This is a genomic window from Curtobacterium sp. MCBD17_032 (genome assembly GCF_003234855.1).
In the GTDB taxonomy this organism is placed as follows: domain Bacteria; phylum Actinomycetota; class Actinomycetes; order Actinomycetales; family Microbacteriaceae; genus Curtobacterium.
The window spans coordinates 479,877-506,010 of the sequence record NZ_QKTO01000002.1 but is presented as its reverse complement, the minus strand read 5'-3'; the positions used below and the strand labels follow the sequence as shown (position 1 = coordinate 506,010).

21 protein-coding genes are annotated in these 26,134 nt (G+C 69.7%); 7 read left to right on the top strand and 14 right to left on the bottom strand.

Annotated features, from left to right (window positions below):
* Positions 1-3: 3 nt before the first annotated feature.
* The 5 genes from fdxA to typA form a co-directional block, all read right to left on the bottom strand.
* Complete coding sequence (gene fdxA / locus DEI91_RS05415; protein WP_110823681.1) at positions 4-318, bottom strand: ferredoxin; 315 nt, start codon at positions 316-318, stop codon at positions 4-6.
* 38 nt (positions 319-356) lie between these two features.
* On the bottom strand, positions 357-1,583 hold the full coding sequence (locus tag DEI91_RS05410) for a PIG-L family deacetylase (RefSeq protein WP_111051267.1): 1,227 nt from the start codon (positions 1,581-1,583) through the stop codon (positions 357-359).
* 60 nt (positions 1,584-1,643) lie between these two features.
* Entirely contained in the window at positions 1,644-2,189 is a 546-nt protein-coding gene (locus DEI91_RS05405) for a hypothetical protein (RefSeq protein WP_111051266.1), read from the bottom strand.
* Positions 2,190-2,256: 67 nt separating this feature from the next.
* Positions 2,257-3,450 (bottom strand): amidohydrolase, encoded by a 1,194-nt coding sequence (locus DEI91_RS05400; RefSeq protein WP_111051265.1) that lies wholly within the window; start codon positions 3,448-3,450, stop codon positions 2,257-2,259.
* A gap of 113 nt (positions 3,451-3,563) precedes the next feature.
* Complete coding sequence (gene typA / locus DEI91_RS05395; protein WP_111051264.1) at positions 3,564-5,486, bottom strand: translational GTPase TypA; 1,923 nt, start codon at positions 5,484-5,486, stop codon at positions 3,564-3,566.
* Positions 5,487-5,658: 172 nt separating this feature from the next.
* Here typA and DEI91_RS05390 point away from each other — a divergent pair, with 172 nt between their 5' ends.
* The 4 genes from DEI91_RS05390 (at position 5,659) to DEI91_RS05375 (ending at position 9,421) form a co-directional block, all read left to right on the top strand.
* On the top strand, positions 5,659-6,411 hold the full coding sequence (locus DEI91_RS05390; RefSeq protein WP_111051263.1) for a CPBP family intramembrane glutamic endopeptidase: 753 nt from the start codon (positions 5,659-5,661) through the stop codon (positions 6,409-6,411).
* Between the two features lie 168 nt (positions 6,412-6,579).
* Positions 6,580-8,403, top strand: coding sequence for an alpha/beta fold hydrolase (locus tag DEI91_RS05385; protein WP_181439488.1), 1,824 nt, complete (start codon positions 6,580-6,582; stop codon positions 8,401-8,403).
* Between the two features lie 5 nt (positions 8,404-8,408).
* Complete coding sequence (locus DEI91_RS05380; protein ID WP_146244218.1) at positions 8,409-9,077, top strand: hypothetical protein; 669 nt, start codon at positions 8,409-8,411, stop codon at positions 9,075-9,077.
* Positions 9,078-9,118: 41 nt separating this feature from the next.
* Complete coding sequence (locus DEI91_RS05375) at positions 9,119-9,421, top strand: hypothetical protein (protein WP_146244217.1); 303 nt, start codon at positions 9,119-9,121, stop codon at positions 9,419-9,421.
* A gap of 75 nt (positions 9,422-9,496) precedes the next feature.
* On the opposite strand, the gene DEI91_RS05370 is transcribed toward DEI91_RS05375, so the two are convergent.
* From DEI91_RS05370 to DEI91_RS05360, 3 genes are read right to left on the bottom strand one after another with little or no spacing between them, the layout of a single operon-like run.
* Positions 9,497-11,683: an ABC transporter ATP-binding protein gene (locus DEI91_RS05370; protein ID WP_111051259.1), complete on the bottom strand. Its 2,187-nt coding sequence runs from the start codon at positions 11,681-11,683 to the stop codon at positions 9,497-9,499.
* A gap of 28 nt (positions 11,684-11,711) precedes the next feature.
* A complete protein-coding gene (locus DEI91_RS05365) occupies positions 11,712-12,722 on the bottom strand; it encodes an ABC transporter permease (protein ID WP_111051258.1) in 1,011 nt (336 codons plus the stop codon).
* Position 12,723: 1 nt separating this feature from the next.
* The gene (locus DEI91_RS05360) at positions 12,724-13,707 is read right to left on the bottom strand and encodes an ABC transporter permease (protein WP_111051335.1); all 984 of its coding nucleotides are present in this window, start codon (positions 13,705-13,707) and stop codon (positions 12,724-12,726) included.
* A gap of 144 nt (positions 13,708-13,851) precedes the next feature.
* Here DEI91_RS05360 and DEI91_RS05355 point away from each other — a divergent pair, with 144 nt between their 5' ends.
* The 3 genes from DEI91_RS05355 to DEI91_RS05345 all read left to right on the top strand — a co-directional run bounded on the left by DEI91_RS05355 (position 13,852) and on the right by DEI91_RS05345 (position 16,888).
* On the top strand, positions 13,852-15,534 hold the full coding sequence (locus DEI91_RS05355; protein WP_111051257.1) for an ABC transporter family substrate-binding protein: 1,683 nt from the start codon (positions 13,852-13,854) through the stop codon (positions 15,532-15,534).
* A gap of 143 nt (positions 15,535-15,677) precedes the next feature.
* Complete coding sequence (locus tag DEI91_RS05350; protein WP_111051334.1) at positions 15,678-16,157, top strand: peroxiredoxin; 480 nt, start codon at positions 15,678-15,680, stop codon at positions 16,155-16,157.
* A 182-nt stretch (positions 16,158-16,339) separates the two neighbouring features.
* Positions 16,340-16,888 (top strand): PH domain-containing protein, encoded by a 549-nt coding sequence (locus DEI91_RS05345; RefSeq protein WP_111051256.1) that lies wholly within the window; start codon positions 16,340-16,342, stop codon positions 16,886-16,888.
* Positions 16,889-16,960: 72 nt separating this feature from the next.
* Here DEI91_RS05345 and DEI91_RS05340 read toward each other — a convergent pair whose 3' ends face one another.
* The 6 genes from DEI91_RS05340 to gcvH form a co-directional block, all read right to left on the bottom strand.
* The gene (locus tag DEI91_RS05340) at positions 16,961-18,706 is read right to left on the bottom strand and encodes an ABC transporter ATP-binding protein (protein WP_111051255.1); all 1,746 of its coding nucleotides are present in this window, start codon (positions 18,704-18,706) and stop codon (positions 16,961-16,963) included.
* Positions 18,703-19,653, bottom strand: coding sequence for an ABC transporter permease (locus tag DEI91_RS05335; RefSeq protein ID WP_111051254.1), 951 nt, complete (start codon positions 19,651-19,653; stop codon positions 18,703-18,705). The genes DEI91_RS05340 and DEI91_RS05335 overlap by 4 nt, the downstream gene beginning before the upstream one ends.
* A complete protein-coding gene (locus DEI91_RS05330) occupies positions 19,643-20,572 on the bottom strand; it encodes an ABC transporter permease (RefSeq protein ID WP_111051253.1) in 930 nt (309 codons plus the stop codon). The genes DEI91_RS05335 and DEI91_RS05330 overlap by 11 nt, the downstream gene beginning before the upstream one ends.
* A 231-nt stretch (positions 20,573-20,803) precedes the next feature.
* The gene (locus DEI91_RS05325; RefSeq protein WP_111051333.1) at positions 20,804-22,444 is read right to left on the bottom strand and encodes an ABC transporter substrate-binding protein; all 1,641 of its coding nucleotides are present in this window, start codon (positions 22,442-22,444) and stop codon (positions 20,804-20,806) included.
* A 375-nt stretch (positions 22,445-22,819) separates the two neighbouring features.
* Positions 22,820-25,759, bottom strand: coding sequence for an aminomethyl-transferring glycine dehydrogenase (gene gcvP, locus DEI91_RS05320; RefSeq protein WP_111051252.1), 2,940 nt, complete (start codon positions 25,757-25,759; stop codon positions 22,820-22,822).
* Positions 25,756-26,133: a glycine cleavage system protein GcvH gene (gcvH, locus tag DEI91_RS05315; protein ID WP_111051251.1), complete on the bottom strand. Its 378-nt coding sequence runs from the start codon at positions 26,131-26,133 to the stop codon at positions 25,756-25,758. The genes gcvP and gcvH overlap by 4 nt, the downstream gene beginning before the upstream one ends.
* Position 26,134 lies beyond the last annotated feature (1 nt).

Below are 26,134 nucleotides of genomic sequence, written 5' to 3'. Positions count from 1 at the left end.
GTGTCAGGCCCGGGGCTGTGCCATGACGACCGGGTGGTCCTTGTGGATCACGCCGACCTTCGCCGCTCCGCCGGGCGAGCCGATCTCGGAGAAGAACTCGACGTTGGCCTTGTAGTAGTCGGCCCACTCCTCGGGGAGGTCGTCCTCGTAGTAGATGGCCTCGACCGGGCAGACCGGCTCACACGCACCGCAGTCGACACACTCGTCCGGGTGGATGTAGAGCGAACGGTCACCCTCGTAGATGCAGTCCACGGGGCATTCGTCGATGCACGCGCGGTCCTTCACGTCGACACAGGGCTGGGCGATCACGTAGGTCACGAGCGGGTGCTCCCTTCCGGGGTTGAGCGACTGCGAGTCTACCCGCGCGGTCCTGCGACCTCGGACCGGGCGCCCTTCGGAGCCGGCTGTGCCCGCAGCCCGGAGAGGTCGGGCCAGGCCAGCACGAGCATCGCGACGACCGCCGGTCCGAAGGTCCAGACGTACCCGGCCGGGTTCGCGAGGACGAGGGGCGAACTCGACCCGGCGACGGCGACGAGCACCTGTGTGGCGAGGATCACCCCGACGCCCACCCCCGCGACGAGCAGCCGCGACCGGTACAGCAGGCGGACGCCCACGACCACCCCGATGACGATGAGCATCGTGAGCACCATCCCGATCGGCGCGGTGCTCCACGAGCCGAGTCCGACGGTCTGCTGGTGCGTGACGGTGCCGAGGCCGCCGACGAGCAGGCCTACGGCCGCGGCGACCACGAGTGCGGCGGCTCGTCCCGGGCCGGACATCTCGGCGAAGGACTGCGGCGCGGTCGGGACCGGGGGCACGTCGTGCCGGAAGCCCTCCAGCGCGGGCACCGCCTGCCGCGCGCCGTGCGGCAGGATGTACGACAGCGCACCGGGGTCGCGCGGGTCGGCGTCGTCGACGGTCAGCTGACTGCGGTACTGCTCGAGCGCGGCCCGGACCTTGCCGCGGACCGGGAGGACGTCCACCGTGACGTCGGCGCGGCCGGAGTCCGCGTCGACGATCATCGAGAACGCGACCTCCTCGGCACGCGCCGCGTACCGGGCGGCGGCGTGGACGCGGACGTGGTCGGGGTGTCCGTAGCCGCCGTCGTCGTCGTAGGTGACCACGGCGTCGGCACCGGTCGACCGGATCGCCGCACGGACGTCGTCGACGACCTCGCCGAGGTCGGCACGCGTCAGGGAGTCTTCCGGTGCGTCGCCGGCCGCGGTTGCGCGGCCGTCCCGACCCCACTGCATGCCCGAGTCGGAGTAGCGGCGCGTCGGCAGGTCGGTCGGTCGGGCACCGGGACCGCCGAGCCACAGGTGCGCCGGACCGCCGAGGGCGGCGAGGGCCGCCGCGATCTCGGTCTCGCGGTGCGCGGCGACACGCGGTCCGTCACCGGCGAGCGGTGCGAGCTCCGCCGTGAGCATCTCGCCGCGCTCCCCCCGGGTGGCGGTCAGCACCGTCACGTGCGCGCCGAGTTCGAGCAGGGTCGCGATGGTCCCGCCGGACGACAGGGTCTCGTCGTCGGGGTGCGCGTGGACGAAGAGGACGCGTTCAGGGCGCGTGGCCGGTGCCGTGGACATCGCCTGCAAGCGTACGGGAAGCGGTCTCGGAGGCGCGTGCCGACGGATCGGACCCGAGCGTCAGCGGGAGGTGACGATGTAGGTGGCGGTGGCGCCGCCGTCGGTGGCCGAGAACGTCAGGACGACGCGGTGGTCGTCGCTCCGGAACAACCCGAACGCGCTCGCGCTGTCCGCCCGCTCCGCCGACTGTGTGAAGCCCGCGTCGGCGAGCTGCTGCGCGGCCGTGTCGAAGTCGCCGACCGCCGCGGTCCGGACCTGCACGACCCAGCCCGAGCCTCCCGGGCCGGCACCGCCGCCGAGCACGGTGCCGTCGACGAGCGGGACGGACGAGGACGGGAACCCGTCGGGGACCTGGCCGTCACTCGTCACGTGCGTCCCGCGCAGGGCCGTGTCGAGCGCTCCGTCGATCCCGCCCGCCACGTCGGCCATGCCGCGCTCGATCGCGGCTCCGTCGATGCCCTGGACCCCTTCCGAGACGGTCGACGCGACCGAGGAACCGAGGTCGGTCGCCTGGCGGACGGCGTCGGACGAGCACCCGCTCAGGCCGGCGAGGGCGACGCCGGCGGCGACGGCTGCGGTGAGCGAGGTGCGGATCGGACGGCGCATGCCGGTACCGTAACCGGCCGGACGGCGGACTCGTGGTGCGTTCGCTGGGAAGTCGCCCGGGCCCGGCTCAGGAGAGGTAGGCGCGCGTCGCCGCGACGAGGGCGTCGACGCCGACCGGGATCGCCGTCTCGGCCTGCGGCGCGTAGAACGGCGAGTGGTTGCTCGGGATCTCCGCGCCGCTGCGGAACAGCTCCGGGTCGGTGATGCCGGTGAACCAGTAGACGATCGGGGCGCCCGCGGCGGTGGCGAGCTGGCCGACGTCCTCGGAGGCCATCGCCAGTCCGGACTCCATGTCCACCGCGTGCGGCACGACGGCACGCACGGCGTCGAGGACGACCGCGGCCTGCTCCGGGTCGTTCACGAGGACGTCGGCCCCCGGCGCACGCGTGATCGTCGGAGCGGCCAGTCCCCCGGCCTCGCTCTCGGCGCGCACGATCCGCTCGATCGACGCGACGATCCGTGCCCGCGTCTCCTCGTTGCGGGCACGCGTGGAGATCTCGATGACGGCCGTGTCCGGGATGATGTTCGGTCGCGTACCGGAGTGGAAGGACCCGACGGTGACGACGCCGGCGTCGCTCGGGGCGACCTCCCGCGACACGATCGTCTGCAGGCGCACGACGGCGGACGCGGCGGTCACGATCGGGTCGAGGGACGCCTGCGGGGCGGAGCCGTGCGCACCGCGGCCGGTGAACGTCACGGTGAACCGGTCGCTCGACGCCATCACGGCGCCGGACCCGACCGCCACGACACCGACCGGTGCCGGGGCGGAGTGCTGCCCGAGCACCACGGACGGCTTCGGGAAACGCTCGACGAGGCCGTCCTCGATCATGGCCCGCGCGCCGGAGATGACCTCCTCCGCCGGCTGGAACACCGCGACGACCGTGCCGCGCCAGTCCGCCGCCGTGGCGACGAGCCGCTCGAGGGCGCCGAGCAGCCACGTCACGTGGATGTCGTGCCCGCACGCGTGCATCGTCGGGCCCTCGTTGCCGTCCTCGTCCGTGCCCCGGTGGGTGCTGGCGTACGGCAGGCCGGTCTGCTCCTGCACGGGGAGCCCGTCGATGTCGGCGCGGAGCCAGAGGACCGGACCGTCGCCGTTCTCGAGCACCCCGACGACACCGGTGCCGCCGACCCCGGTGGTGACCGTGATGCCGCCGATCTCCGCCAGACGGTCGGCGATGACGCCGGCGGTGCGGTGCTCCTGGAACCCGAGCTCCGGGTGGGCGTGCAGGTCCTGGTAGATCGAGAGCAGGTCGAGGGTCACCCGACCACCGTATCCCCCGGTCGCGGCACGGAGGGCACGGACGCCGACGGCCCGGCCACCTGGAGGGGTGACCGGGCCGTGGGACGGAGGACGGGCCTCCTGGACGGTCGTGCTTACGCGTCCTGGCGCTTCAGGCGGGCGTACGCACGCTGGCGCGCCTGCGCGTCGAGCTCGACCTTGCGGATGCGCACGGCGTCCGGGGTGACCTCGACGCACTCGTCCTCGCGGGCGAACTCGAGGCACTCCTCGAGCGACAGCTGCCGGGACGGCGTCATCGACTCGAACGTGTCGGCGTTGGCCGACCGCATGTTCGTGAGCTTCTTCTCCTTGGTGATGTTCACGTCCATGTCGTCGGCGCGGGAGTTCTCGCCGATGACCATGCCCTCGTAGACCTCCTCCGTCGGGTTGACGAAGAACGTCATCCGCTCCTGGAGGTTCGTGATGGCGAACGGGGTGACCACACCGGCACGGTCGGAGACGATCGAGCCGTTGATGCGGGTCTGGATCGAGCCGGCCCACTCGTCGTAGCCGTGGAAGATCGCGTTCGCGATCCCGGTGCCGCGGGTCTCCGTCAGGAAGGACGTCCGGAAGCCGATGAGGCCGCGGGACGGCACGATGAACTCCATGCGGATCCAGCCGGTGCCGTGGTTCACCATGTTCTCCATGCGGCCCTTGCGGGCGGCCATGAGCTGGGTGATGGCGCCGAGGTGCTCCTCCGGCGTGTCGATCGTCATGTGCTCGTACGGCTCCTGCAGCTTGCCGTTCTCGTCACGCTTGGTGACGACCTGCGGCTTGCCGACGGTGAGCTCGAAGCCCTCACGACGCATCTGCTCGACCAGGATGGCGAGTGCGAGCTCGCCACGACCCTGGACCTCCCAGGCGTCCGGACGGCCGATGTCGACGACCTTGAGCGAGACGTTGCCGACCAGCTCGCGGTCGAGACGGTCCTTGACGAGACGCGCGGTGAGCTTGTGGCCCTTCACCTTGCCGACGAGCGGCGAGGTGTTCGTGCCGATGGTCATCGAGATGGCGGGGTCGTCGACCGTGATGGTCGGCAACGGTCGGACGTCCTCGGGGTCGCTCAGGGTCTCGCCGATGGTGATCGTCTCGAAGCCGGCGACGGCGACGATGTCACCGGGGCCCGCGGACTCGGCCGGGAAGCGGTTGAGCGCCTTGGTGATGAGGAGCTCGGTGATGCGGGCGTTCACGACGGTGCCGTCGTGCTTGACCCACGCGACGGTCTGGCCCTTCTTCATCGTGCCGTGGAAGATGCGGAGCAGCGCGAGGCGACCGAGGAACGGCGAGGCGTCGAGGTTCGTGACGTGCGCCTGCAGCGGGTGGGTGTCGTCGTAGGTCGGGGCCGGGACGTGCTGGAGGATCGCCTCGAAGAGCGGCTCGAGGTCGTCGTTGTCCGGCAGCGTGCCGTCTTCGGGCTTGTTGCGGCTCGCGGCACCCGCGCGCCCCGAGGCGTAGACCACGGGTACGTCGAGGATCGCGTCGAGGTCGAGGTCGTCGACCTCGTCGGAGAGGTCGGACGCGAGACCGAGGAGCAGGTCCTGGCTCTCCGAGACGACCTCGTCGATGCGGGAGTCCGGGCGGTCCGTCTTGTTGACGAGCAGGATCACCGGCAGCTTGGCGGCGAGCGCCTTGCGGAGCACGAAGCGGGTCTGGGGCAGCGGGCCCTCGGACGCGTCGACGAGCAGGACGACCCCGTCGACCATGGAGAGGCCGCGCTCGACCTCGCCACCGAAGTCGGCGTGGCCGGGGGTGTCGATCACGTTGATCGTGATGCGACCACCGGGGTTGAACTCCTCGGCGTGCTTCCCGTTGTAGAGCACCGAGGTGTTCTTCGCGAGGATGGTGATGCCCTTCTCGCGCTCGAGGTCGTTCGAGTCCATCATGCGGTCTTCGCCCTCGAAGTGGGCGTCGAACGAGTTGGTCTGCGTGAGCATCGCGTCGACGAGGGTGGTCTTGCCGTGGTCGACGTGTGCCACGATGGCGACGTTGCGCAGGTCGGACCGAGTGGCGAGCGCCATACAGGACATCCTTTTGTGTTCGGAAGAAGATCGGGCGAGCGCCCGGTTTCGGGACCGGCCCGAAGGGGTTCGGGACCAGCCCGAGGAGTGCGGGACGGTGCCCGACGGGGTTCGGGACCATGCCCGACTCGCCAGTCTACCGGTAGTTCTGCAACCAGGAGGAGTACAGCCGATGAGCCGACGGCGAACGTGGACCGAGATCACCGTCGTGCTGATGCTCTCGCTCGGCGCGAGCGCGCTGTACTCGGTCCTGCAGATCATCGACGACCTGTCGCAGACGACTCCGCTCGGCGAGCAGTCCACCGCGCTGAACAGCTCCACGACGACGGTCCAGTACGTCGACCTGGCGCGGCAGCTACTGGGCATCGCCGTCGACCTCGCACCCGTCGCGCTGGTGTGCATGCTGCTCTGGGAGTCGTCCCGCCCCCACCTGGGCCGGCTCGGCATCGACCGGTTCCGCGTCCGGCCCGACCTCGGCGGCGCGGCGCTCATCGCCCTGGGCATCGGCATCCCCGGGCTGGCGCTCTACTTCACCGGACGGGCGCTCGGCATCACCGTCGCCGTGGACCCGGCGGCGCTCGACTCGCACTGGTGGACGATCCCGGTACTGCTGCTCTCCGCCGTCCGGTCCGGGCTGCAGGAGGAGGTCATCGTCGTCGGCTACCTGTACGCCCGACTCCGTGACGACCTGGGGTGGGGACGCTGGCAGGTCATCCTGTCCACGGCCGTCCTGCGCGGGAGCTACCACCTGTACCAGGGGTTCGGTGCGTTCATCGGGAACGCCGTGATGGGCGTCGTCTTCGGATGGATCTACACGAAGTGGGGGCGGCTGCTCCCCCTCGTCATCACGCACGTGCTCCTCGACGCGACGGTGTTCGTGGCGTACCCGTTCGTCGCGCGGGCGTTCCCCGGACTGTTCTCCTAGCGGCAGATGTCCTGCGGCGCCCCGCCCACCCGACGGGAGGTGCGGGGCCAGCTCGGCGACGCGCCTCCCGTCCGCCGGTCTCCCGTTCTCCACAGCTCCCCCGACCGCTCGTCCACCCTGTGTCTGAAATGCTACGTTCTACACATCAGCACGAGCGATGGGGGGACAATGGGGATCGAGTTCGAAGACGCCGCGGCCGTGCGGCTGCTCGCGTGCGCGTCGGAGGTCGCGCTGTCACTCCGGGCGGGTTCCGCCGGACGACGCGCCAGCGCCGAAGACGCGCTGCGCGACTTCCACGGCGCCTACGCACGACTCTACGAGCAGGCGCACACGGTCGAGTCGGAGGACCGGGTCCGCCTGGTCCGGGCGCTCGACGACCTCGCCGGGCAGCTCCACGTCGTCCGGCGCCAGGCACACGACGAACAGCGTCGACAGCACGACCTGGCAGCGTGGCACGAGCGTGAACGGCAGCGCGACCAGGTGCTCGTCGGCGTCGGGGCCCCGTTGCGACCCGCGCTGGACTGGAGCGACGCGGTGGTCGACCCGAAGCCGTCGGAGACGCCGGTCCGCCTGACGCCACTCACGGCACGGTTCCGTGCGCGCACTCGTGTCCGGACGAGCAGCGGTGGCTCCGGCGGACGCAGCGGCGCGGACCCGGACCGCCTACGCCGGGTCGCTGCGCGCGCCCGCGCGCAGGACGCGGCCACCGCCCAGGAACTCACCCGTGTGCGGAACGCCTGGGTGACCTTCACCCGGACGTGCGCCTGGGTGCCCGTGGACGACGCGTCCGTCGTGCCGGGGTTCGAGGACCACCTCGCCGAGAACGCCGCGGACGCTGCCTGGCTGGACCGGATCGCGGACGCCTTCGCCGCGGCGGGAGGAGGGTCGCTGTCCGACGGCGTGCTCGACGCGGCCGGGGCGTCCCGACTGCCCCGGGAGCTCCAGCGTGTCCTCGACCCGTCGTCGACCACCGTCGAGGTCGCGGCGGCCTGGCATGCGCTCGGCTTGTCCGACCAGGACGTCGAGGCGCTGCCGCTGAGGACGAAGCTGCAGCTCGCCGGGATCGACGGGCTCCCGGCCGTGGCGCGGGACATCGCCTCGCGCGCGGTGCTCCGTGCAGCGGTCGCGAACCCGGGGCGGGTGTACCGGATGCTCGGGCTGCCGTACACGTACGGCGCGGTCGGCCTCGAGGAGTTCACGCGGCAGGTCCTGGCGCTGCGGGACGGGCTCGAGCGCGCTGACCAGTCTGCGGCCAGGCTCGCCCCGCCATCGGCGCAGGTCGGTCAGCTGGTCGGGTTCGGGACTTCGAACGGCGCGCTCGTCGCGGCGATCTCGCTCGGGGACCTCGACACGGCGTCGAACGTGACGGTGAACGTACCGGGCGCGACGACGACGGTCGGGAGTGCTCCGGAGAAGGTACGTGCTGCACACGGGCTCCTCTCGACGGCAGCACGTCAGGACCAGAAGTCGTCGTTCGCTGTCGTCTCCTGGTTCGGCTACCACGCGCCGTCCTTCCCCGAGGTACCCGGCCAAGGCCGAGCAACCACCGGTGGGGCGAACCTGGCTTCGTTCCTCGACGGCGCCGTCGACAGTCGCGCGGGAAGCCCACCGCGCTCCATCGCCGTCCTCGGGCATTCCTACGGATCGACGACAGCTGCGGAAGCACTAGCCCAGACACGTCACCGGATCGACTCATTCGTCACGTACGGCTCGGTCGGGTTCACCGACGCGACGAAGCCGGACCGGCTCAACGTCGACCGTGTGTTCGCTACCGAGGGTGAGAACGACCACGTTGCGGCCCTCGGTCGGTCAACGCGAACGGATCCTCGGGATCTCCCCGAGGTCGAGGTCTTCTCATCCGAAGCCGCCCCCGGTACGAAGGCAGTCACGGGCCACGACATGTACCCAGAGCACGGAGTCGGGTACCTCTCGTCCGGGTCAACGGCTGCACGGCACATCGCCGAGATCATCGCGAACGGGAAGCCAGGATGAAGATCATGACCACGAAACTGCTCGCGATCGTCGTCGCTGCCCTGATCCTCGGGGTGACGGTCAGCTGCACAGCAGGAGGGAAATCCATGCCGAAGGACGCAGCCGGTCTGACACGTGCCGATGTCTCGGAACTCAGTTTGCGCCAGGAATTCAACCGGTACCGGGAGCACTACGAGGAGATGCAACGAGTACTGGCTGCGGCACAGCGCGCGGTCCACGAGGGAGAGTGGGACTGGAACGGTGGCGACGACAACCCGCAGATCGGTGGCGACGGCCGCACTCCCCTTCCCGGCGCGGACGTCGACAACAGCTACTTCCTTGAGTCGAGCAGAGCCTGGACCCCGGAGGGAGCCACGGGTTCCAGAGGAGACCTCGATCGGATGATCGACTACTTCGAGCACCGCGGCGCGAACATGCACATCGAGCGGATTGCCGACACCTACTACCTCGACGGCAGCGTCCGTGACGGCTGGCACGTCGAGTACTTCATCCAACCGAGCGGCCGCTACTCCCTCACCGTGTCGAGTGACCTCTTCTGGACCAACAACGCCGACGCACTCGCCAGGGCAGTGTTCGGCCGAGCATCACTGCGATGGCCGGATCGCTCTTCTCCCGGTGAGTACCCGGAGCCGCCCGAGTGGGATGCGCCGATCATCAACCGCCCCCGAATCTGATGCAGCCACGACGACGGCCGCTCACGCTCGACGCCCTCGTCATGACCGTGCTCCTAACCGGTTGCGCGGCGGGAGCAGCGCAGCAGACGAAGGACGCAGCCGGACTCACGCAGGACGACGTCGCGGTACTCACGCTGCACGGGCAGATCCAGTACTCCCTCGACGTCGACGGCCGGTACTCCCTCGACGTCTCCAGCGAACCGTTCTGGACCAACGACTCCGATGCGCTGTCCGCAGCCGTCTCCGGTCGAGCAACGCTGGACTGGCCGACCGAGTCCCGACCGGGCGAGTACCCGACGCCGCCGACGTGGGACGATCCGGTCGTCAACCACCCGAAGATCTGAGCAGGCGATCGATGCACGGAGACGGACGGGAGGCGGCGCGCAGTCCGTGCGCACCGCCTCCCGACCGCCATCGGGCTACGCCGCGATCGAGGGCACCTTCTCCGGGTAGTGGCACGCCGCCCGGTGGTCGACGTCCTCGCCGCGACGCGGCGCCTTCTCCGGCTCCTCCTGCTCGCACCGGCGCCGCTCGTCCTCCGGAAGGAGCGCGTAGAGCGGGCAGCGCGACCGGAACCGGCACCCGGTCGGGCGCTCGGTCGGGCTGGGCGGGTCCCCCGGCAGCAGGATCGTCTTCCGTGCGCGCTCGACGACCGGGTCCGGGACCGGCACCGCCGACATGAGCGCGGCCGTGTAGGGGTGCATCGGGCGCTCGAAGACGTCGTCGACGGCGCCTTCCTCGACGGTGCGACCGAGGTACATCACGCTGACGCGGTCGGCGACGTGTCGGATGACCGACAGGTCGTGCGACACGAACAGGTAGGACAGTCCGAGCCGTGCCTTGAGCTCGGCGAGCAGGTTGAGCACGCCGGCCTGGATGGAGACGTCGAGCGCGGAGACCGGCTCGTCCAGCACCACGAGGTCCGGCTCGACGGCGAGGGCGCGCGCGATCGAGATGCGCTGCCGCTGGCCGCCGGAGAACTCGTGCGGGTACCGGTCGGCCTCGGCTGCCCGCAGACCGACGAGCTCGAGCAGCTCCGGCACGCGCTCGCTGATGCGCGACGCCGGCGCACCGACCGCGCGGAGCGGTTCGGCGACGACGTCGTACACCGACATGCGCGGGTCCAGGCTGGCGGAGGGGTCCTGGAACACCATCGAGATGCGCTGCCGCAGGGCACGGGTGCCGGCAGCACCCCGGGCGGTCGCGTCGGCGAGCGACTCCCCGAACAGCTCGACCGTGCCGGCCTCGGGCCGGTCGAGGTCCATGAGTTGGTGGAGGGTCGTCGACTTGCCGGAGCCGGACTCCCCGACGAGGCCGAGGGTCTCGCCGCGGCGGATGTCGAGGTCGACCCCGTCGACGGCGTGGACGTCCCCGACCTTGCGGCGGAAGACGGATCCCTTGACGAGCGGGAAGGTCTTCGTCAGGCCTTCGACGTGCACGACGGGTTCCCGTGCTGCGCGCATCGCCTCGACCCGGGTGGCGTGCTCCGGGAGGACGGGCAGCGAGAAGATGCGGCCGGCGTCCGCGTGCGCGGCGGCGACCTCGGCGGTGCGGTGACAGGCGGCGGTGTGCCCGGCCGGCACGGTCACGGGGTCGGCGCCGACGACCGTCGTCTCCCCACCGACCGCGATGTCGACGGGTGGGGCGAGCACCGGTTCGGTGGACCGACAGACCTCGCTGACCAGCGGGCACCGGGCCGCGAACGGGCAGGCGTCCGGCAGGCCGATGAGCGACGGCGGCGCACCCGGGATCGGCACGAGGGGCGACCGGTCGCTGGCGTCGAGCCGCGGGAGCGCACCGATGAGCCCGATCGTGTACGGCATGCGCGGTCGGGCGAAGAGCTCCTCCGCCGTGGCCGTCTCGACGATCCGTCCGGCGTACATCACCGCGATGCGGTCCGCGATCCCGGCGATCACGCCGAGGTCGTGACTGACGAACACCAGCGCGGCTCCGGTCTCACGCTGCGCGGTCCGGAGCACCTCGATGATCTGCGCCTGGATCGTGACGTCGAGCGCGGTGGTCGGCTCGTCCGCGAGGATCACGTCGGGGTCGTTCGCCATGGCCATCGCGATCATGGCGCGCTGGCGCATGCCGCCCGAGAACTCGTGTGGGAAGGCGTCCACACGCCGGCCGGGTTCCGGGATGCCGACGAGTTCGAGGAGTTCGATCGCCCGCGCTCGCGCCTCGGCCTTCGACGCACCGCGGTGCAGTCGGACGGTCTCCGCGATCTGGTCGCCGATCGTGTAGACCGGCGTGAACGCGGACAGCGGGTCCTGGAAGACCATCGCGACCTTGTCCCCGCGGAGCCGGCTCATCTGCTTGTCCGACCGGCCGAGCAGTTCCTCGCCGTCGAGCTCGACCGACCCGCTGACAGCCGTGGTGTCGGGCAGCAGTCCCAGGACCGCCATGCTCGTCACCGACTTGCCCGATCCGGACTCGCCGACGATGCCGAGCACCTCGCCCCGGCGGAGTTCGAGGTCGACACCTCGGACCGCGTGCACGCTCCCCCGCGGGGTCGGGAACCGGACGTGCAGGTCCCGGACCCGCAGGATCGGCTCAGTGGTGGTCGTCGGCGTCGCGGCCGAACCGTTCGTGATGGTGCTCATGCTGCTTCCCCGGTGGTCGGTGCGGCGGTCATACGCCGGAGCCGGCCTGCGTGTTCAATGCGGCCACGTCCACGGCCGCCTGGTTCTGGTCACGCCGGCGGTTGCGCCTCTGGCGCTTGCCGGTCGTCGAGGTCGGGTCCAGCGCGTCGCGGAGGCCGTCGCCGATCAGGTTGGCGGCGATCGCGAAGACCACGAGTGCCCCGGCGGCGAAGTAGAACAACCACGGACTGGTGAGCGCGTTGTCCTGGTTCTGCGCGATGAGCGTGCCGAGCGAGACGTCCGGCGCCTGCACACCGAAGCCGAAGTAGCTCAGCGTCGTCTCGCCGAGCACCGCGGTCGCGACCTGGATCGTGCCGTCGATGATGAGGAACGATGCCACGTTCGGGAGGATGTGCCGGAAGATGATCCGGAACGGTCCGATGCCCATGTAGCGGGCGGCGCGCACGAACTCGCGCTCCTTCACCGAGAGCGTCATGGCCCGCACGACACGTGCCGTGATCATCCAGCCGAAGACGGTGATGAGCACCACGAGGACGATCCACCCGGCGTTCTGGATGCGCGGGCTGATGATCGCGATGATGAGGAACGACGGCAGCACGAGCAGCATGTCGACGAAGAACATGACGATCCGGTCGACCCAGCCGCCGAAGTAGCCGGCAGCCGCCCCGGTGATCGCGGCGATCGCGGTGGAGAACACCGCGACGAGCAGCCCGATGAGCAGGCTCTTCTGCATGCCCCGCGCGGTCTGGGCGAAGACGTCCTGTCCGATGCCGTTCGTCCCGAACCAGTGCGTCGCGCTCGGGGGCCGGGTGAACGACGTGTAGTCGATCTCGGAGTACTGCCACGGGCTGACGAGCGGCCCGATGAAGGCGAAGGCGAACAGCAGCAGGACGACGACCACGCCGATCCCCGCCCCACGGTTCATGAACAGCCGTCGCACCGTCTGGAGGAGACGGTTGCCCTGCGCCGTCGAGCGGGACGGGAGGTCGCTGCGCGCGACGAGCGTCGGGTCGACCGGTTCGATCCGGGTGTCGGTCATGTCATGCCCTCCTGACGCGCGGGTCGAGCGCAGCGGTCGCGACGTCGGCGAGGAACCCGGCGACGAGCACCACCACCGCGGCGAACAGCGTGTACGCCGTGACGACGTTGACGTCGTTGTTGTTGACGGCGTCGATGAACCAGGACCCGAGCCCGTTCCAGGCGAAGATCTTCTCGGTCAGGGTCGCACCGGTCAGGATCCCGAGGAACCCGTACGCGAACAGCGTCGTCATCGGGATGAGCGCCGTGCGCAGACCGTGCTTGAACGTCGCCCGGCCGCGCGTGAGCCCCTTCGCCCGCGCTGTCCGCAGGAAGTCCGAACCGATCACGTCGAGCATCGTCGCCCGCTGGTACCGGCTGTAGATCGCGATGAGCCCGACGGCGATGGAGATCGTGGGCAGCAGGAGGTGGGCCCCACGGTCGAGGAGCAGCGTCCACGGTGTCCCGTCGAGCCCGGGCGTCGACTCGCCGGTGAAGTTGATGAGCTGCCTGCCGGCGTCCTGGTTGAGCTTCGTCGCGCCGATCTTCAGGAACACCGCCGTCAGGAAGACGGGCGTGGAGAACAGGATGATCGAGATCGCCGCGCTCACCCGGTCCGAGATCCGGTACTGCCGGATCGCGTTCCACACCCCGACGAGCACGCCGAGCACGATGCCCGCGACCGACCCGACGAGCAGGAGCCGGAGACTGACGCCCAGTCGCGGGAAGAACTGCTCGTTCACGGACCGGTCCTGGATGGTCTGCCCGAGGTCCCCGTGTGCGACGTCCCCGAGCCAGTGCGCGTACCGGATCACGATCGGCGTCTTGTCGTTGACGCCGATGTCGTCGAGCTTCGCGTCGATGACCTGGGCCGAAGGAGCCGGATTGCGCTGCGCGTAGACGGAACGGGGGCTGAACGTCGCCGACGCGAGGAAGTAGGTCAGCGAGGTCGCGAGGAACACGAGCACGACGTAGTACACGAGTCGCCGCCCCAGGAAGCGGATCATGCAGGCCACCATAGGGCCTCGTTCGTTTCCGGTACATGTCGTCGGACGACCCGCCGTGTAACGAAAGGACGTCGTGTGCAGAAAAGACGCTCTACCCCCTTCGGAGGGCCCTAGGCTCGACGACAACTTCCAGAGGGGAACCACATGAAGCACAGGAAAGTCCTCGCGGTGACGGCGGCCCTCGCCGGCATCGCACTCGCCGTGACCGGCTGCGCGGGCGGCTCCGGCGACTCCGGCGGGACCAGCGGGAACGACTCGGGCAAGAAGACGCTGCCGACCTCGGCGCAGATCAACGCCACGCCGGTGTCCGATTTGCAGGACGGCGGCACGCTCCGGCTGCCGATCTCGCAGTGGGTGTCGCAGTGGAACTACAACCAGGTCGACGGCCCGCTCGTCGACGCGTCGACGATCGAACAGGCGACGATGCCGTTCATCTACACGATCGACGCGAAGGGCGCGCCCACGCTCAACAAGGACTACGTGACGAAGGCCGAGGTCACGAGCGACGACCCGTTGACGATCGAGTACACGATCAACGACGAAGCGACGTGGAACGACGGCACGCCGATCACCTGGCGTGACTTCGAGAACGAGTGGAAGACCACGAACGGCGAGGACCCGGCGTACCTCATCGCCGGTGCGACCGGTTACGAGGACATCGAGTCCGTCACGAAGGGTGCGACCGACCGCGACGTCGTCGTGCAGTTCGCGACGCCGTTCTCGGACTGGAAGTCGCTCTTCAGCCCGCTCTACCCGGCGAGCCAGACCAGCACGCCGGAGCAGTTCAACAACGGCTACAAGGGCAAGGTCCCGGTCTCCTCGGGTCCCTACGAGATCACGGACCTCGACGAGACGGCCGGGACCGTCACGATGAAGCCGGACGACAACTGGTGGGGTGACGAGCCGAAGCTCGACCAGGTCATCTTCCGCTCGCTCGACGGCAACGCCGACGTGGACGCCTACCTCAACAAGGAGATCGACTCCGTCCTCACGACGACCTCGGAGCGGTTCGACCGCGTCAAGGACGCGAAGAACACGACGATCCTCGCGTCGACCTCCGCCCAGTACACGCACGTCGACTTCTCGTCGAACGGGCTGCTCAAGGACAAGCAGCTCCGGCTGGCGATCCAGCACGCCGTGAACCGCGAAGCGCTCGCGCAGGTCATCGGCGGCACCCTGCCCTACAAGCTCGGCACGCTCGACAACCACCTGTTCCTGTCCACGGACAAGGGCTACACGTCGAACACCGAGCCGAACGCGACCTTCGACGTCGAGAAGGCGAAGAAGCTGCTCGACGACGACGGCTGGAAGACCGACGGCGAGTACCGGTCGAAGGGCGGGAAGCAGCTGTCGATCGCGATCACCATCCCGTCCGGCGCCCCGACGTCCCAGCAGCTGGCGCAGGTGATGCAGCAGCAGCTCAAGGAGGTCGGCGTCGAGCTCAAGCTGAAGTCCGTTGCGACGGACGACTTCTTCGAGCAGTACGTCACGCCGGGCAACTACGACATGACGATCTTCGTCTGGGGCGGGACCGGCTTCCACTCCAGCAGCGCGACGATCTACACCTACGGTGACACCGGCCAGAACTACGGCCGGGTGAGCTCGAACGCGATCGACAAGCTGACGAAGCAGGCCCTGGCCGAGCCGGACACCGACAAGGCGAACGCCATCTGGAACAAGATCGACAAGCAGGTCTGGGCGATCGGACACTCGATGCCGATCACCGCGAAGCCGGCGCTCGTCGCCCAGAACCCGAAGCTCGCCAACTACGGCGCGTTCGCGGGTGCGCAGAACATCGACTGGACGAAGGTCGGTTTCACCGACTGACCACCCACGGGCAGTGCCCGTCGATCGAGGGAGGGGCCGGACGCACTGCGTCCGGCCCCTCCGTCGATCCAGTGTGCGCTCTCGCAGCCGATCCTCGGTGCGGTCCACGGTCCATGGGGACACCGGACCGTACGATCGGCCGCATGGCCATCCCCGAGACCGGTTCCGCCGCGCCCGGCTTCACCCTGCCCGGCATGCTCGTCCGTCAGGGCGTCCGCACCGATGCCGAGTACACGCTCGCCTCCCAGACCGGTCGCCCCGTGGTGCTCGCGTTCTACCCCGGCGACGCCACCCCGGTCTGCACCGCGCAGCTCTGCTCGTACCAGGAGGAACTCGACGACTTCCGCGACCTGGGCGCGGTCGTCTGGGGCATCAGCCCGCAGGGACTGGACTCGCACGAGGGGTTCGCACGGGGCGCTTCGCTGGCGTTCCCCCTGCTCTCGGACGTCGGCGGCGACGTCATCCGCGCCTACGGCGTGCACCTGCCGGGGATCGGGCTGCGCCGCTCGGTCTTCGTCATCGGCCCGGACGGCGTGGTCCGCTGGCGGCACGTCGGGCTCGTCGGGCTCCGCTTCCCCAGCGCCGAGGTCATCCGCGAGCAGATCGAGGCGCTCGTCGTCTGAGCCGTTGACACCCCGGCCGCGTCGGGGTGACCATGGTCTGCACGAAGACCTCCCGGGTTCGCCTCCTCGGGACGACAGGGTCTCCCACCGGTACGCGCACGGCCTGTCTGGTCCGCTCGGTTGGTGGTCCCGAGGAGCCGCCCTCGTCGCCCACGCCAGGCCCCGTCTCCTAGGCTTGCCCCATGCGCGCCCAGATCGTCGCGACGAACATGCGCCGGTTCGCCGTCGCCCTCTGGATCGTCGCCGCAGCCCTCGTCGTCATCGGCCTCGTCGCGAACGGCCCCGCTGCCGTGCTGCTCGTCCCGGTGCCGTCGCTCTTCACCGCCTGGTTCGCCTGGGTCGTGCTGTGGCGTCCGCGGATCGAGATCACCGACGACGCGCTGGTCGTCGTCGACGTCCGCCGCACCACGCGCTTCGCGTGGCGCCGGGTGCAGGAGGTCCGGACGAAGTACGGGCTCGAGGTGGTCACCGACCAGGGCGAGCAGCGGGTCTGGATCGCACCGCGTCCGGACGCCCGCCTCGCGGTGGTCCGGCCGGGAGGCCCGGTACCGGTGAGCGTCGACGGCGCGGCCGACGAGATCCGCGCGTTCGTCCCAGCGCCGGCCGTCCACGACGGCGCCCCGCCCGCCACGGTCACGGCCGCCCCGATCGTGCACCGCGCCCACGGGTGGGCGATCACGGCACTCGTCGTGCTCGGCATCGCCGCGAGCCTCGCCGGCGCGCGGCTCTGACCTGACCCACGACGACGGAACGCGCCGACCCCGTGGGGGCGGCGCGTTCCGGTGGTCGCGATCAGGAGCGGATCAGCGCCCGAACTCGAAGCCGGCGCCCGGGATGGCGGCCAGCAGGTCCTTCGTGTACTGCTCCCGCGGGTTCGCGAACACCTCGTCGGTGGTCGCCTTCTCGACGATCTGTCCCTTCCGCATGACACACACGTTGTCCGCGACCAGGCGGACGACGGCGAGGTCGTGCGTGATGAACAGGTAGGTCAGACCGAGTTCGGACTGCAGCTCGGTCAGCAGGTCGAGGATCTGCCCCTGCACGAGCACGTCGAGGGCCGAGACGGCCTCGTCGAGCACGATGACCTCGGGCTTCAGTGCGAGGGCCCGCGCGACGGCGATGCGCTGCCGCTGCCCACCGGACAGCTCGCTCGGGTAGCGGTTCACCATCGACTTCGGCAGCGAGACCTGGTCGAGCAGCTCGAGCACCCGGGCACGGCGCGAGGCCTTGTCGCCGACCTTGTGCGTGGCCAGCGGCTCGGCGATCGTGTTGCCGACGTTGTACATCGGGTCGAGTGAGCCGTACGGGTCCTGGAACACAGGCTGGACGCGGCGACGGAAGTCGAACAGGTCCTTGCCCTTGAGCGCGCCGATGTCGATGCCGTCGAACTGCACCGACCCGGCGGTGATCGACTCGAGCTGCAGCACGAGCTTGGCGACCGTCGACTTGCCGGAACCGGACTCACCGACGAGCGCCGTCGTGGTGCCCTTCGGGATCGAGAACGACACCCCGTCCACGGCCTTCAGCTCGCGCGTCGCGACGCCCTGCCCACGCAGCTTGTAGACCTTCTGCAGGTCCTTCACCACGATGAGGTCCTCGGTCGGCTTGCTCTCGCGCTCGTGGGCGCGGGCCAGCAGCTCGTCGTCCTCGCTGCCGGTGCCGGACGAGATGTCGACCCGCTCGTGCTGCACCTTGGACTGGATCCGTCGGCTGGCGAGCGACGGCGCCGCGGCGACGAGGCGCTGCGTGTACGGGTGCTGCGGGTTCGCCAGGATCTCCTTCGACGGGCCGGCCTCGACGACCTGGCCCTTGTACATCACCACGAGCTTCTCGGCGCGCTCTGCGGCGAGGCCGAGGTCGTGGGTGATGAACAGGACGGAGGTGCCGAAGTCGCGCGTCAGGCTCTCGAGGTGGTCGAGGATGACCCGCTGCACGGTGACGTCGAGCGCGGAGGTCGGCTCGTCGGCGATGAGCAGCTTCGGCCGGCTCGACAGGCCGATGCCGATGAGCACCCGCTGGCGCATGCCGCCGGAGAACTCGTGCGGGTACTGCTTGAGACGGCTCTCGGCGTCGCCGAGGCCGGCCTCCTGCAGCACCTCGACGGCACGGGCGCGGATGGCCGCCTTGCCCGTCGCCATGCCGTTCGCCTTGATCGCCTCTTCGACCTGGAACCCGATCTTCCAGAGCGGGTTGAGGTTCGACATCGGGTCCTGGGGGACGTACCCGATCTCGGTGCCGCGGATCTCGGCCATCTGCTTCTCGTTCAGGCCGACGAGCTCGCGCCCGTTCAGCTTGATCGAGCCGCCGGTGGTCTGACCGGTGCCGGGCAGGAGCTTGATGATCGCCTGCGCGCTCGTCGACTTGCCCGATCCGGACTCGCCGACGATCGCGAGGCGTTCGCCCTGCTCGAGGGTCATGTTGACGCCGCGCACGGCCTGGACGAGACCGCTCTGCGTCCGGAAGCCGACGTGCAGGTCGGTGATCTCGAGCAGCGGGGCGCCGGCGGCCCCGGAGGTCCGGGCGTTCGGCTGGGTGAGTGTCTCGCTCATCGGCGGGCCCTCGCCTTCGGGTCGAGCGCGTCGCGGACCACGTCACCGAGGAGGAGGAACGCGAGCACGGTGATGGACAGGGCGGCGGACGGCCAGAAGATGGTCGACGGGTTCGTGCGGATGGAGGTGCGCGCCGTCCCGATGTCGAGGCCCCAGCTGAGGGCCGACGGCGGCAGACCGATGCCGAGGAACGACAGGGTCGCCTCGGCGACGATGAACGTGCCGAGCGACACGGTCGCGACGACGATGACCGGCGCGAGGGAGTTCGGGATGACGTGCTTGACCAGCGTCTGGAACCGGCTGACACCGAGCGCCGCCGAGGCGGTGACGTAGTCGGCCTGCTTCGCGCTGAGCACGGCACCGCGCATGATGCGGGCGATCTGTGGCCAGGCGAACACCGCGAGCACGAGTGACACGGTGACCGCGTTGCGCTGCGGGATGACGGACATGATCACGATCGCGCCGAGGACGGTCGGGATCGAGAAGAAGATGTCCGCGATGCGGGACACGACGGCGTCGAGCCAGCCGCCGTAGAACCCGGCGATGGCACCGACGACGATGCCGACGACCGTCACGAGGACGGTCGCGAGCAGACCGACGATCAGGGAGTTCTGCGCACCCCAGATGACACGGGCGTACACGTCGGAACCCTGGCGTGTGTAGCCGAGCGGGTGTCCGGCGCGGGGGCCCTCGTCGCTGAAGTCGAGGTTCGCGGCGCGCGGGTCGACGTGCGTGAACACCCCGGGGATGATCGCGACGACCACGATCAGCAGGATGAGGACGGCGGACACCCAGAACGTCGGGCGGCGGCGCATGGACTCCCATGCGTCGGTCCACAGCGAACGGGTCTTCTCGTCGACGTTGACCTGGTCGACCGCCTGGAGCGGGGTCTCCTCGATCGGCGCGACGTAGTGCGTCGCCGAGCGGGGTTCGGTGTTACTTGGCATAGCGGATCCTCGGGTCCAGGACGGCGTAGAGCAGGTCGACCAGGAGGTTGGCGAGCATGAAGATGATGACCATCACGGCGACGAACGACACGACCGTCGGGCCCTCGCCGAGCGTGACGGCCTTGTAGACCGTCCCACCGACGCCGTTGATGTTGAAGATGCCCTCGGTGACGATCGCGCCGACCATCAGGCTGCCGATGTCCACACCCAGGTAGGTGACGACCGGGATGAGCGAGTTCCGGAAGATGTGCACGCCGACGACACGACGACGGGACAGGCCCTTCGCGGTGGCGGTCCGCACGAAGTCGGCGCTCCTGTTCTCGCTGACGCTGGCACGGGTCAGACGCACGATGTACGCGAACGAGACCGTGGCGAGCACGATCGCGGGCAGGACGAGCTCGGACCACGGCGCATCGCCGGACACTGTGACCCGGAAGAGCCCGAGGTTGATGCCGAAGACGTACTGCAGCACGAACCCGACGACGAAGGTCGGGACCGAGATGAGCAGGAGCGAGACGACGAGCGCGGTGGCGTCGAACCACTTGCCCTTGCGCAGACCGGCGACGACACCGACCAGGATGCCCGCGACGGCCTCGAAGAGGAGCGCGAGGAGCGCGAGTCGGGCGGTGATCGGGAACGCGGTCGCGAGCTGCTGGCTGACCGGGAGGCCCGAGTACGTCAGCCCGAGGTCACCGCGGAAGAGGCCGCCGACCCACAGCAGGTACTGGATGATGAACGGCTTGTCCAGGTTGTACTGCGCCCGGAGCTGCTCGATCACCTGCGGCGACGGCTGACGGTCGCCGAACAACGCGGCGATCGGGTCGCCGGGCAGCGAGAAGACCATGAAGTAGATGAGGAACGTGGCCCCGAAGAACACGGGGATGAGTTGCAGGAGGCGCTTGCCGAGGTACCAGAGCATCAGATCCCTGCCTGGTTCGGAGCGCGCATGTCGTTCAGGTTCATGTCGTGTGGGGTGGACGGTCCGAGGGTCGGCACGGGTGTCCGGTGCGGGCGGCGGCGCCCGCGATCGTGGGGGAAGGTGTTTCCGCCGTGGTACGGGGGTTCGGGGACCGTGTGGTCCCCGAACCCCCGTCCGGTTGGCCGCGGAGCAGGATACCTGCTCGCGATGGGTCCTACGCGAGGACCGGTGTTACTTGGTGACCTCGATGTCGTAGTACAGCGGCACGGAGTCCCAGCCGAACTTGACGTTCTTCACGTTGTCCGCGGACCAGACACCGGTCACGTTGGAGTACCAGAGCGGGATCTCGGGGAGGTCCTCGAAGAGCAGCTCCTGCGCCTGGTCGAAGAACTTGTTGCCCTCTTCGACGGTCGAGGCCGAACGGCCCTTGGCGAGCAGCTCGTTGTACTCGGCCGAGTCGTAGCGCGAGTAGTTGTTCGACGAGCCCTCACCCATGGTCGGGCCGAGGAAGTTGTACAGCGACGGGTAGTCGGCCTGCCAACCGGTGCGGCTTCCGCCCTCGAGCTTGTCGTCCGTCTGGAGCGCGAGCGCCTCGGCGAAGGTCGGGAGCGCGTTGCCCTCGGCCTTGATGCCCAGCGTGTTCGAGATCGAGTTGGTGACCGCCGTCACCCACGCCTCGTGGCCGCCGTCGGCGTTGTACGAGATGGTGAGGGTGTCGTCGTACTTCGAGATCTTGTCAGCCTGGGCCCAGAGCTTCTTGGCCGCCGACTTGTCGTACTCGAGCACGTCGGAGCCCTCGAGGTCGTCCGACCAGCCGTCGATGACCGGCGACGTGAAGTCCTTGGCCGGGGTGCGGGTGCCCTGGAAGATCTTCTCGGTGATCTGCTTGCGGTTGATCGACATCGAGATGGCTTCGCGGCGGAGCTTGCCCTCCTCGCCCTTCCAGTGGTCGAGGTAGTAGGGCAGGTAGATCGCCTGGAAGATCGCGGCGGCCTGGTTGACGTTCGAGTCGGGGAAGTCCGACTTGTAGGTCGAGAAGGCAGCGTCCGGCACGGCGTCGAGGACGTCGAGGTTGCCGCCCTGGGCGTCGGAGTACGCGGTGTCCTGCGAGGTGTAGAACGTGATCGTCAGACCACCGTTCTTCGGCTTGCGCTTGCCCTGGTAGTCCTCGTTCGCGACGAGCTTGATGTCCTGGTTGTGGGTCCAGGCGCCTTCGCCGTCGAGCTTGTACGGACCGTTGCCGATCGGGTTCTCACCGAAGGCCTTGGGGTCGTCGTAGAACGCCGAGGGGAGCGGCACGAAGGCGTTGTAGCCGAGCGACAGCGGGAAGTCCGACTGCGCCGACTTCAGCGTGACCGTGAACTCGTCGTCGCCGACGACCTTCAGGCCGGTGAGCTCGGAGTCCTTCTCGGCGTCGTAGCCCTCGATGTTCTCGAAGAAGTAGCTCGCGCCCTGCGCGTTCGACTTCTGAGCAGCCCAGTTCCACGCCTTCGTGAAGGACTCGGCGGTGATCTCCTCACCGTTGGTGAACTTCCACCCGGTGTTGATCGTGATGTCGAAGGTCTTGGAGTCGTCGGTCTCGACGCTCTTCGCCAGTTCCTTGACCGGCTTGCCGTCGGCGTCGTAGGTGAACAGACCATCGAACAGCGACGTGATGATCTTGCCGCCACCGGTCTCGGTGGTGTTCGACGGGATGAGCGGGTTCTGCGGCTCGCTACCGTTCGTGGTGACGATGCCGTTCGCGTTCGTGGAGCCCGAGCCGGAGCCGGAGCCCGAGTCGCTTCCGCCACCGTTGCCGGAGCAGCCGGTCAGGACGAGTGCCGTGGCCCCGAGTACGGCGAGGGCAGAGAGCCCAGCGCGCTTCTTGATCAAGAGTTCCTCCTGGTGCATGGGACGCGCCGGGCACAGAGGTCCCTCCCGCCGCGTTTGACTCCTGAACTGTAGGCAGTGCTGACGGGCCCGTCCAAACCCAGCGCACATCGGTTACACGCTCGAAACCAAGTTGCACGATCATTGCGGCAAAGTGCAACATCCACGCGCGGACGGGCACCCGCGGCCTCATCTGTTGCGTTTGCATCGAGGTCCGTGCATCGTCCAGGTGACGTTCCGGTGAACCACAGGTGTGGTCCGGGACGGCCGGTGGTCGGAGCGCTCCACGGTCGCGGGAGCCGGGCTGACGACGGACGGGAGTCCCGTGGCGGTGTCGCCACGGGACTCCCGTCCGTCGTCGTCGCGGTGCCGGTCCGGCTACGCGAACGCCTCGATCGGCGGGCACGCGCAGACGAGGTTCCGGTCGCCGTACGCCTGGTCGATGCGGCGCACCGGCGGCCAGTACTTGCGAGCGGCCTGCCCGGCGGACGGGTAGACGGCCTGCTCGCGCGTGTAGGCGTGGTCCCACTCACCGGTGATGACCGAGGCAGCCGTGTGCGGGGCGTTCACGAGCGGGTTGTCCTCCGCCGGCCACTCCCCCCGGCCGACCGCGTCCGCCTCGGCACGGATGGCGAGCATCGCGTCCACGAAGCGGTCGAGCTCGGCGAGGTCCTCGCTCTCGGTCGGCTCGACCATGAGCGTCCCGGCGACCGGGAACGACATGGTCGGTGCGTGGAAGCCGTGGTCGATGAGCCGCTTCGCCACGTCGTCGACCGTGATGCCGGTCGCTTCGCGCAGCGGGCGGAGGTCGAGGATGCACTCGTGGGCGACGAGGCCGGACTCCCCCGTGTAGAGGACCGGGAAGGCCTCCCGCAGCCGCGCCGCCAGGTAGTTCGCGCCGAGCACGGCGACCTCGGTGGCGCGCGTCAGCCCCTCGACGCCCATCATCCGCACGTAGGTCCAGGTGATCGGCAGGATGCTCGGGCTGCCGTACGGCGCCGCCGAGACCGGGCCGCCGGCGTGCGCGGGTCGCCCGCCCTCGGTGGACGCCTCGGCGCCGGTCCGTCGGTCGGCCTCCTGCGCCATCGGGTGTCCGGGCAGGAACGGTGCCAGGTGCGCCTTCGCCGCGACGGGCCCGACGCCCGGACCGCCGCCGCCGTGCGGGATGCAGAACGTCTTGTGCAGGTTGAGGTGGGACACGTCCCCGCCGAAGTCGCCGAAGCGGGCATGCCCGAGCAGCGCGTTGAGGTTCGCACCGTCGACGTAGACCTGGCCACCGGCGTCGTGCACGGCGGCGCAGATCTCGGTGATGTCGTGCTCGTACACCCCGTGCGTCGACGGGTACGTGATCATCAGCGCCGCGAGCTGTTCCGCGTGCTGCGCCGTCTTGACCCGGAGGTCGTCGAGGTCGACGTTGCCGTCCTCGTCACACGCCACGACGACGACGCGCATGCCGGCCAGGACCGCCGACGCCGCGTTCGTGCCGTGCGCGCTCGACGGGATGAGGCACACCGTGCGCGCCTCGTCCCCGCGGGAGCGGTGGTAGCCGCGGATCGCGAGGAGCCCTGCGAGCTCGCCCTGGCTGCCGGCGTTCGGCTGCACGGAGACGGTGTCGTACCCGGTGACCTCGGCGAGCCAGGTCTCGAGGTCCCCGATCATGTCGAGGTAGCCCTGCACGTCCTCGCGCGGGGCGAACGGGTGCAGCCGGGCGAACTCGGGCCAGGTCACGGCGGCCATCTCGGTCGCCGCGTTGAGCTTCATCGTGCAGCTGCCGAGCGGGATCATGCCACGGTCGAGCGCGTAGTCCTTGTCGGACAGGTGCTTGAGGTAGCGCATCATCCGTGTCTCGCTGCGGTGGGCGCTGAACACCGGGTGGGTCAGGAACGCGCTCTCGCGCTCCAGCCCGGACACGATGCCCGGGATCGCGTCCCGCACGGCGGTCTCGATCGCCGGGACGGTCACGTCGGTCACGCCGAACACCCGCGCGAGGGCGACGACGTCCTCGGGCGTGGTGGTCTCGTCGACGGACACCTGGAGGGTGTCGGCGTCGACGAGGTGCAGCAGGTACCCGGCCTCGTGCGCTGCCGTGACGACGGACTCCGCGCGGCCGGCGAACCGGAGCGTGACCGTGTCGAAGAAGGCGTCGTGCACGAGCTCGGCGCCGGCTGCGCGGGCGACGTCGGCGAGCGCCGTCGTCGTGCGGGCCACCCGGGAGGCGATGAACCGCAGGCCCTCGGGCCCGTGGTAGACCGCGTACATCGAGGCCATGACCGCGAGGAGCACCTGCGCGGTGCAGATGTTGCTCGTCGCCTTCTCGCGGCGGATGTGCTGCTCGCGGGTCTGCAGGCTGAGCCGGTACGCCATCCCGCCGTCGGCGTCGAAGGACACCCCGACCAGCCGGCCCGGCAGCTGCCGCTCGAGGCCCGCGCGCACCGCGAGGTACCCGGCGTGGGGTCCGCCGAACCCGAGCGGGACGCCGAAGCGCTGGCTGGTCCCGACCGCGACGTCGGCACCGAGGTCACCGGGGCTCGCGAGCAGCGTCATCGCGAGCAGGTCCGCCGCCACGACGGCGATGCCGCCACCCGCGTGGACGCGCTCGATCGTGCGGCTCGGGTCGACGATCCGGCCGGAGGCGCCGGGGTACTGCAGGACGACACCGAAGGCACCGTCGAGCTGCTCGTCGGTGGGGCCGTCGGCGGCGTCGAAGGACCGCAGGGTGATGCCGACCGCCTCGGCGCGGTGGCCGAGGATCGCGGCGGTCTGCGGCAGGAGGTCGGCGTCCACGAGGAACGCGTCACCCCGCACCTTCGAGGCGCGACGGGCGAGCAGCATGCCCTCCACCACCGCCGTCCCCTCGTCGAGCATCGAGGCACCCGCGGTGGCCATACCGGTCAGGTCGGACACCATCGTCTGGAAGTTGATGAGCGCCTCGAGCCGGCCCTGCGAGATCTCCGGCTGGTAGGGCGTGTAGGCCGTGTACCAGCTCGGGTTCTCGAGCACGTTCCGCTGGATGACCGCAGGCGTGTGGGTGTCCGAGTAGCCGAGACCGATCATCGCACGGCGGACGGTGTTGCGCCCGGCGACGGCACGCAGTTCGGCGAGCGCCTCGGTCTCGCCCACCGCGGTCGGCACGGTCGAGTGGGCGATCGGGACGGCGTGGATCGACTCGGGCACGGCTGCCCGGACGAGGGCGTCGAGGGAGGGCTGCCCGACGACGTCGAGCATGGCCTGCTGCTCGGCCGAGGTCGTCCCGATGTGCCGGTCGGCGAAGGTGGTCTGCAGGTTCGTCGACGCGGTGAGGTCCTGGTCCGCGGTCATGCGATCGAGGCCCGGTACGTGTCGTGGTCCATGAGGTCCTCGGGGAACGAGGTGCCGTCGACCTTGAGCTTGACGAGCCAGCCGGCGCCGAACGGGTCCTGGTTGACGGTGTCCGGGGTCGCGACGACGGCCTCGTTGACCTCGACGACCTCGCCCTCGATCGGGGCGAAGAGCTCGCCGACGCTCTTGGTCGACTCGATCTCGCCGAGCTGCTCGCCGGCGGTCGTGGTGGTGCCCACGGCGGGGAGTTCGACGTACACCACGTCACCGAGCTGCTCGGCCGCGTGGTCGGTGATGCCGACGGTGACGACGTCGCCCTCGACGAGGATCCACTCGTGGTCCTTGGTGTACTGCAGTGCGGTCTGGTCGGTCATG

What these genes read in the sequence shown, in the direction of transcription:
- DEI91_RS05370 (WP_111051259.1), bottom strand. Translation starts at nt 11,683, where the DNA reads ATGAGCACCATCACGAACGGTTCGGCCGCGACGCCGACGACCACCACT.
- DEI91_RS05330 (WP_111051253.1), bottom strand. Translation starts at nt 20,572, where the DNA reads ATGCTCTGGTACCTCGGCAAGCGCCTCCTGCAACTCATCCCCGTGTTC.
- typA (WP_111051264.1), bottom strand. Translation starts at nt 5,486, where the DNA reads ATGGCGCTCGCCACTCGGTCCGACCTGCGCAACGTCGCCATCGTGGCA.
- DEI91_RS05345 (WP_111051256.1), top strand. Translation starts at nt 16,340, where the DNA reads ATGCGCGCCCAGATCGTCGCGACGAACATGCGCCGGTTCGCCGTCGCC.
- DEI91_RS05335 (WP_111051254.1), bottom strand. Translation starts at nt 19,653, where the DNA reads ATGCCAAGTAACACCGAACCCCGCTCGGCGACGCACTACGTCGCGCCG.
- DEI91_RS05360 (WP_111051335.1), bottom strand. Translation starts at nt 13,707, where the DNA reads ATGATCCGCTTCCTGGGGCGGCGACTCGTGTACTACGTCGTGCTCGTG.
- DEI91_RS05350 (WP_111051334.1), top strand. Translation starts at nt 15,678, where the DNA reads ATGGCCATCCCCGAGACCGGTTCCGCCGCGCCCGGCTTCACCCTGCCC.
- DEI91_RS05385 (WP_181439488.1), top strand. Translation starts at nt 6,580, where the DNA reads ATGGGGATCGAGTTCGAAGACGCCGCGGCCGTGCGGCTGCTCGCGTGC.
- gcvP (WP_111051252.1), bottom strand. Translation starts at nt 25,759, where the DNA reads ATGACCGCGGACCAGGACCTCACCGCGTCGACGAACCTGCAGACCACC.
- DEI91_RS05340 (WP_111051255.1), bottom strand. Translation starts at nt 18,706, where the DNA reads ATGAGCGAGACACTCACCCAGCCGAACGCCCGGACCTCCGGGGCCGCC.
- DEI91_RS05375 (WP_146244217.1), top strand. Translation starts at nt 9,119, where the DNA reads ATGACCGTGCTCCTAACCGGTTGCGCGGCGGGAGCAGCGCAGCAGACG.
- DEI91_RS05365 (WP_111051258.1), bottom strand. Translation starts at nt 12,722, where the DNA reads ATGACCGACACCCGGATCGAACCGGTCGACCCGACGCTCGTCGCGCGC.
- DEI91_RS05410 (WP_111051267.1), bottom strand. Translation starts at nt 1,583, where the DNA reads ATGTCCACGGCACCGGCCACGCGCCCTGAACGCGTCCTCTTCGTCCAC.
- DEI91_RS05380 (WP_146244218.1), top strand. Translation starts at nt 8,409, where the DNA reads ATGACCACGAAACTGCTCGCGATCGTCGTCGCTGCCCTGATCCTCGGG.
- gcvH (WP_111051251.1), bottom strand. Translation starts at nt 26,133, where the DNA reads ATGACCGACCAGACCGCACTGCAGTACACCAAGGACCACGAGTGGATC.
- DEI91_RS05355 (WP_111051257.1), top strand. Translation starts at nt 13,852, where the DNA reads ATGAAGCACAGGAAAGTCCTCGCGGTGACGGCGGCCCTCGCCGGCATC.
- DEI91_RS05405 (WP_111051266.1), bottom strand. Translation starts at nt 2,189, where the DNA reads ATGCGCCGTCCGATCCGCACCTCGCTCACCGCAGCCGTCGCCGCCGGC.
- DEI91_RS05390 (WP_111051263.1), top strand. Translation starts at nt 5,659, where the DNA reads ATGAGCCGACGGCGAACGTGGACCGAGATCACCGTCGTGCTGATGCTC.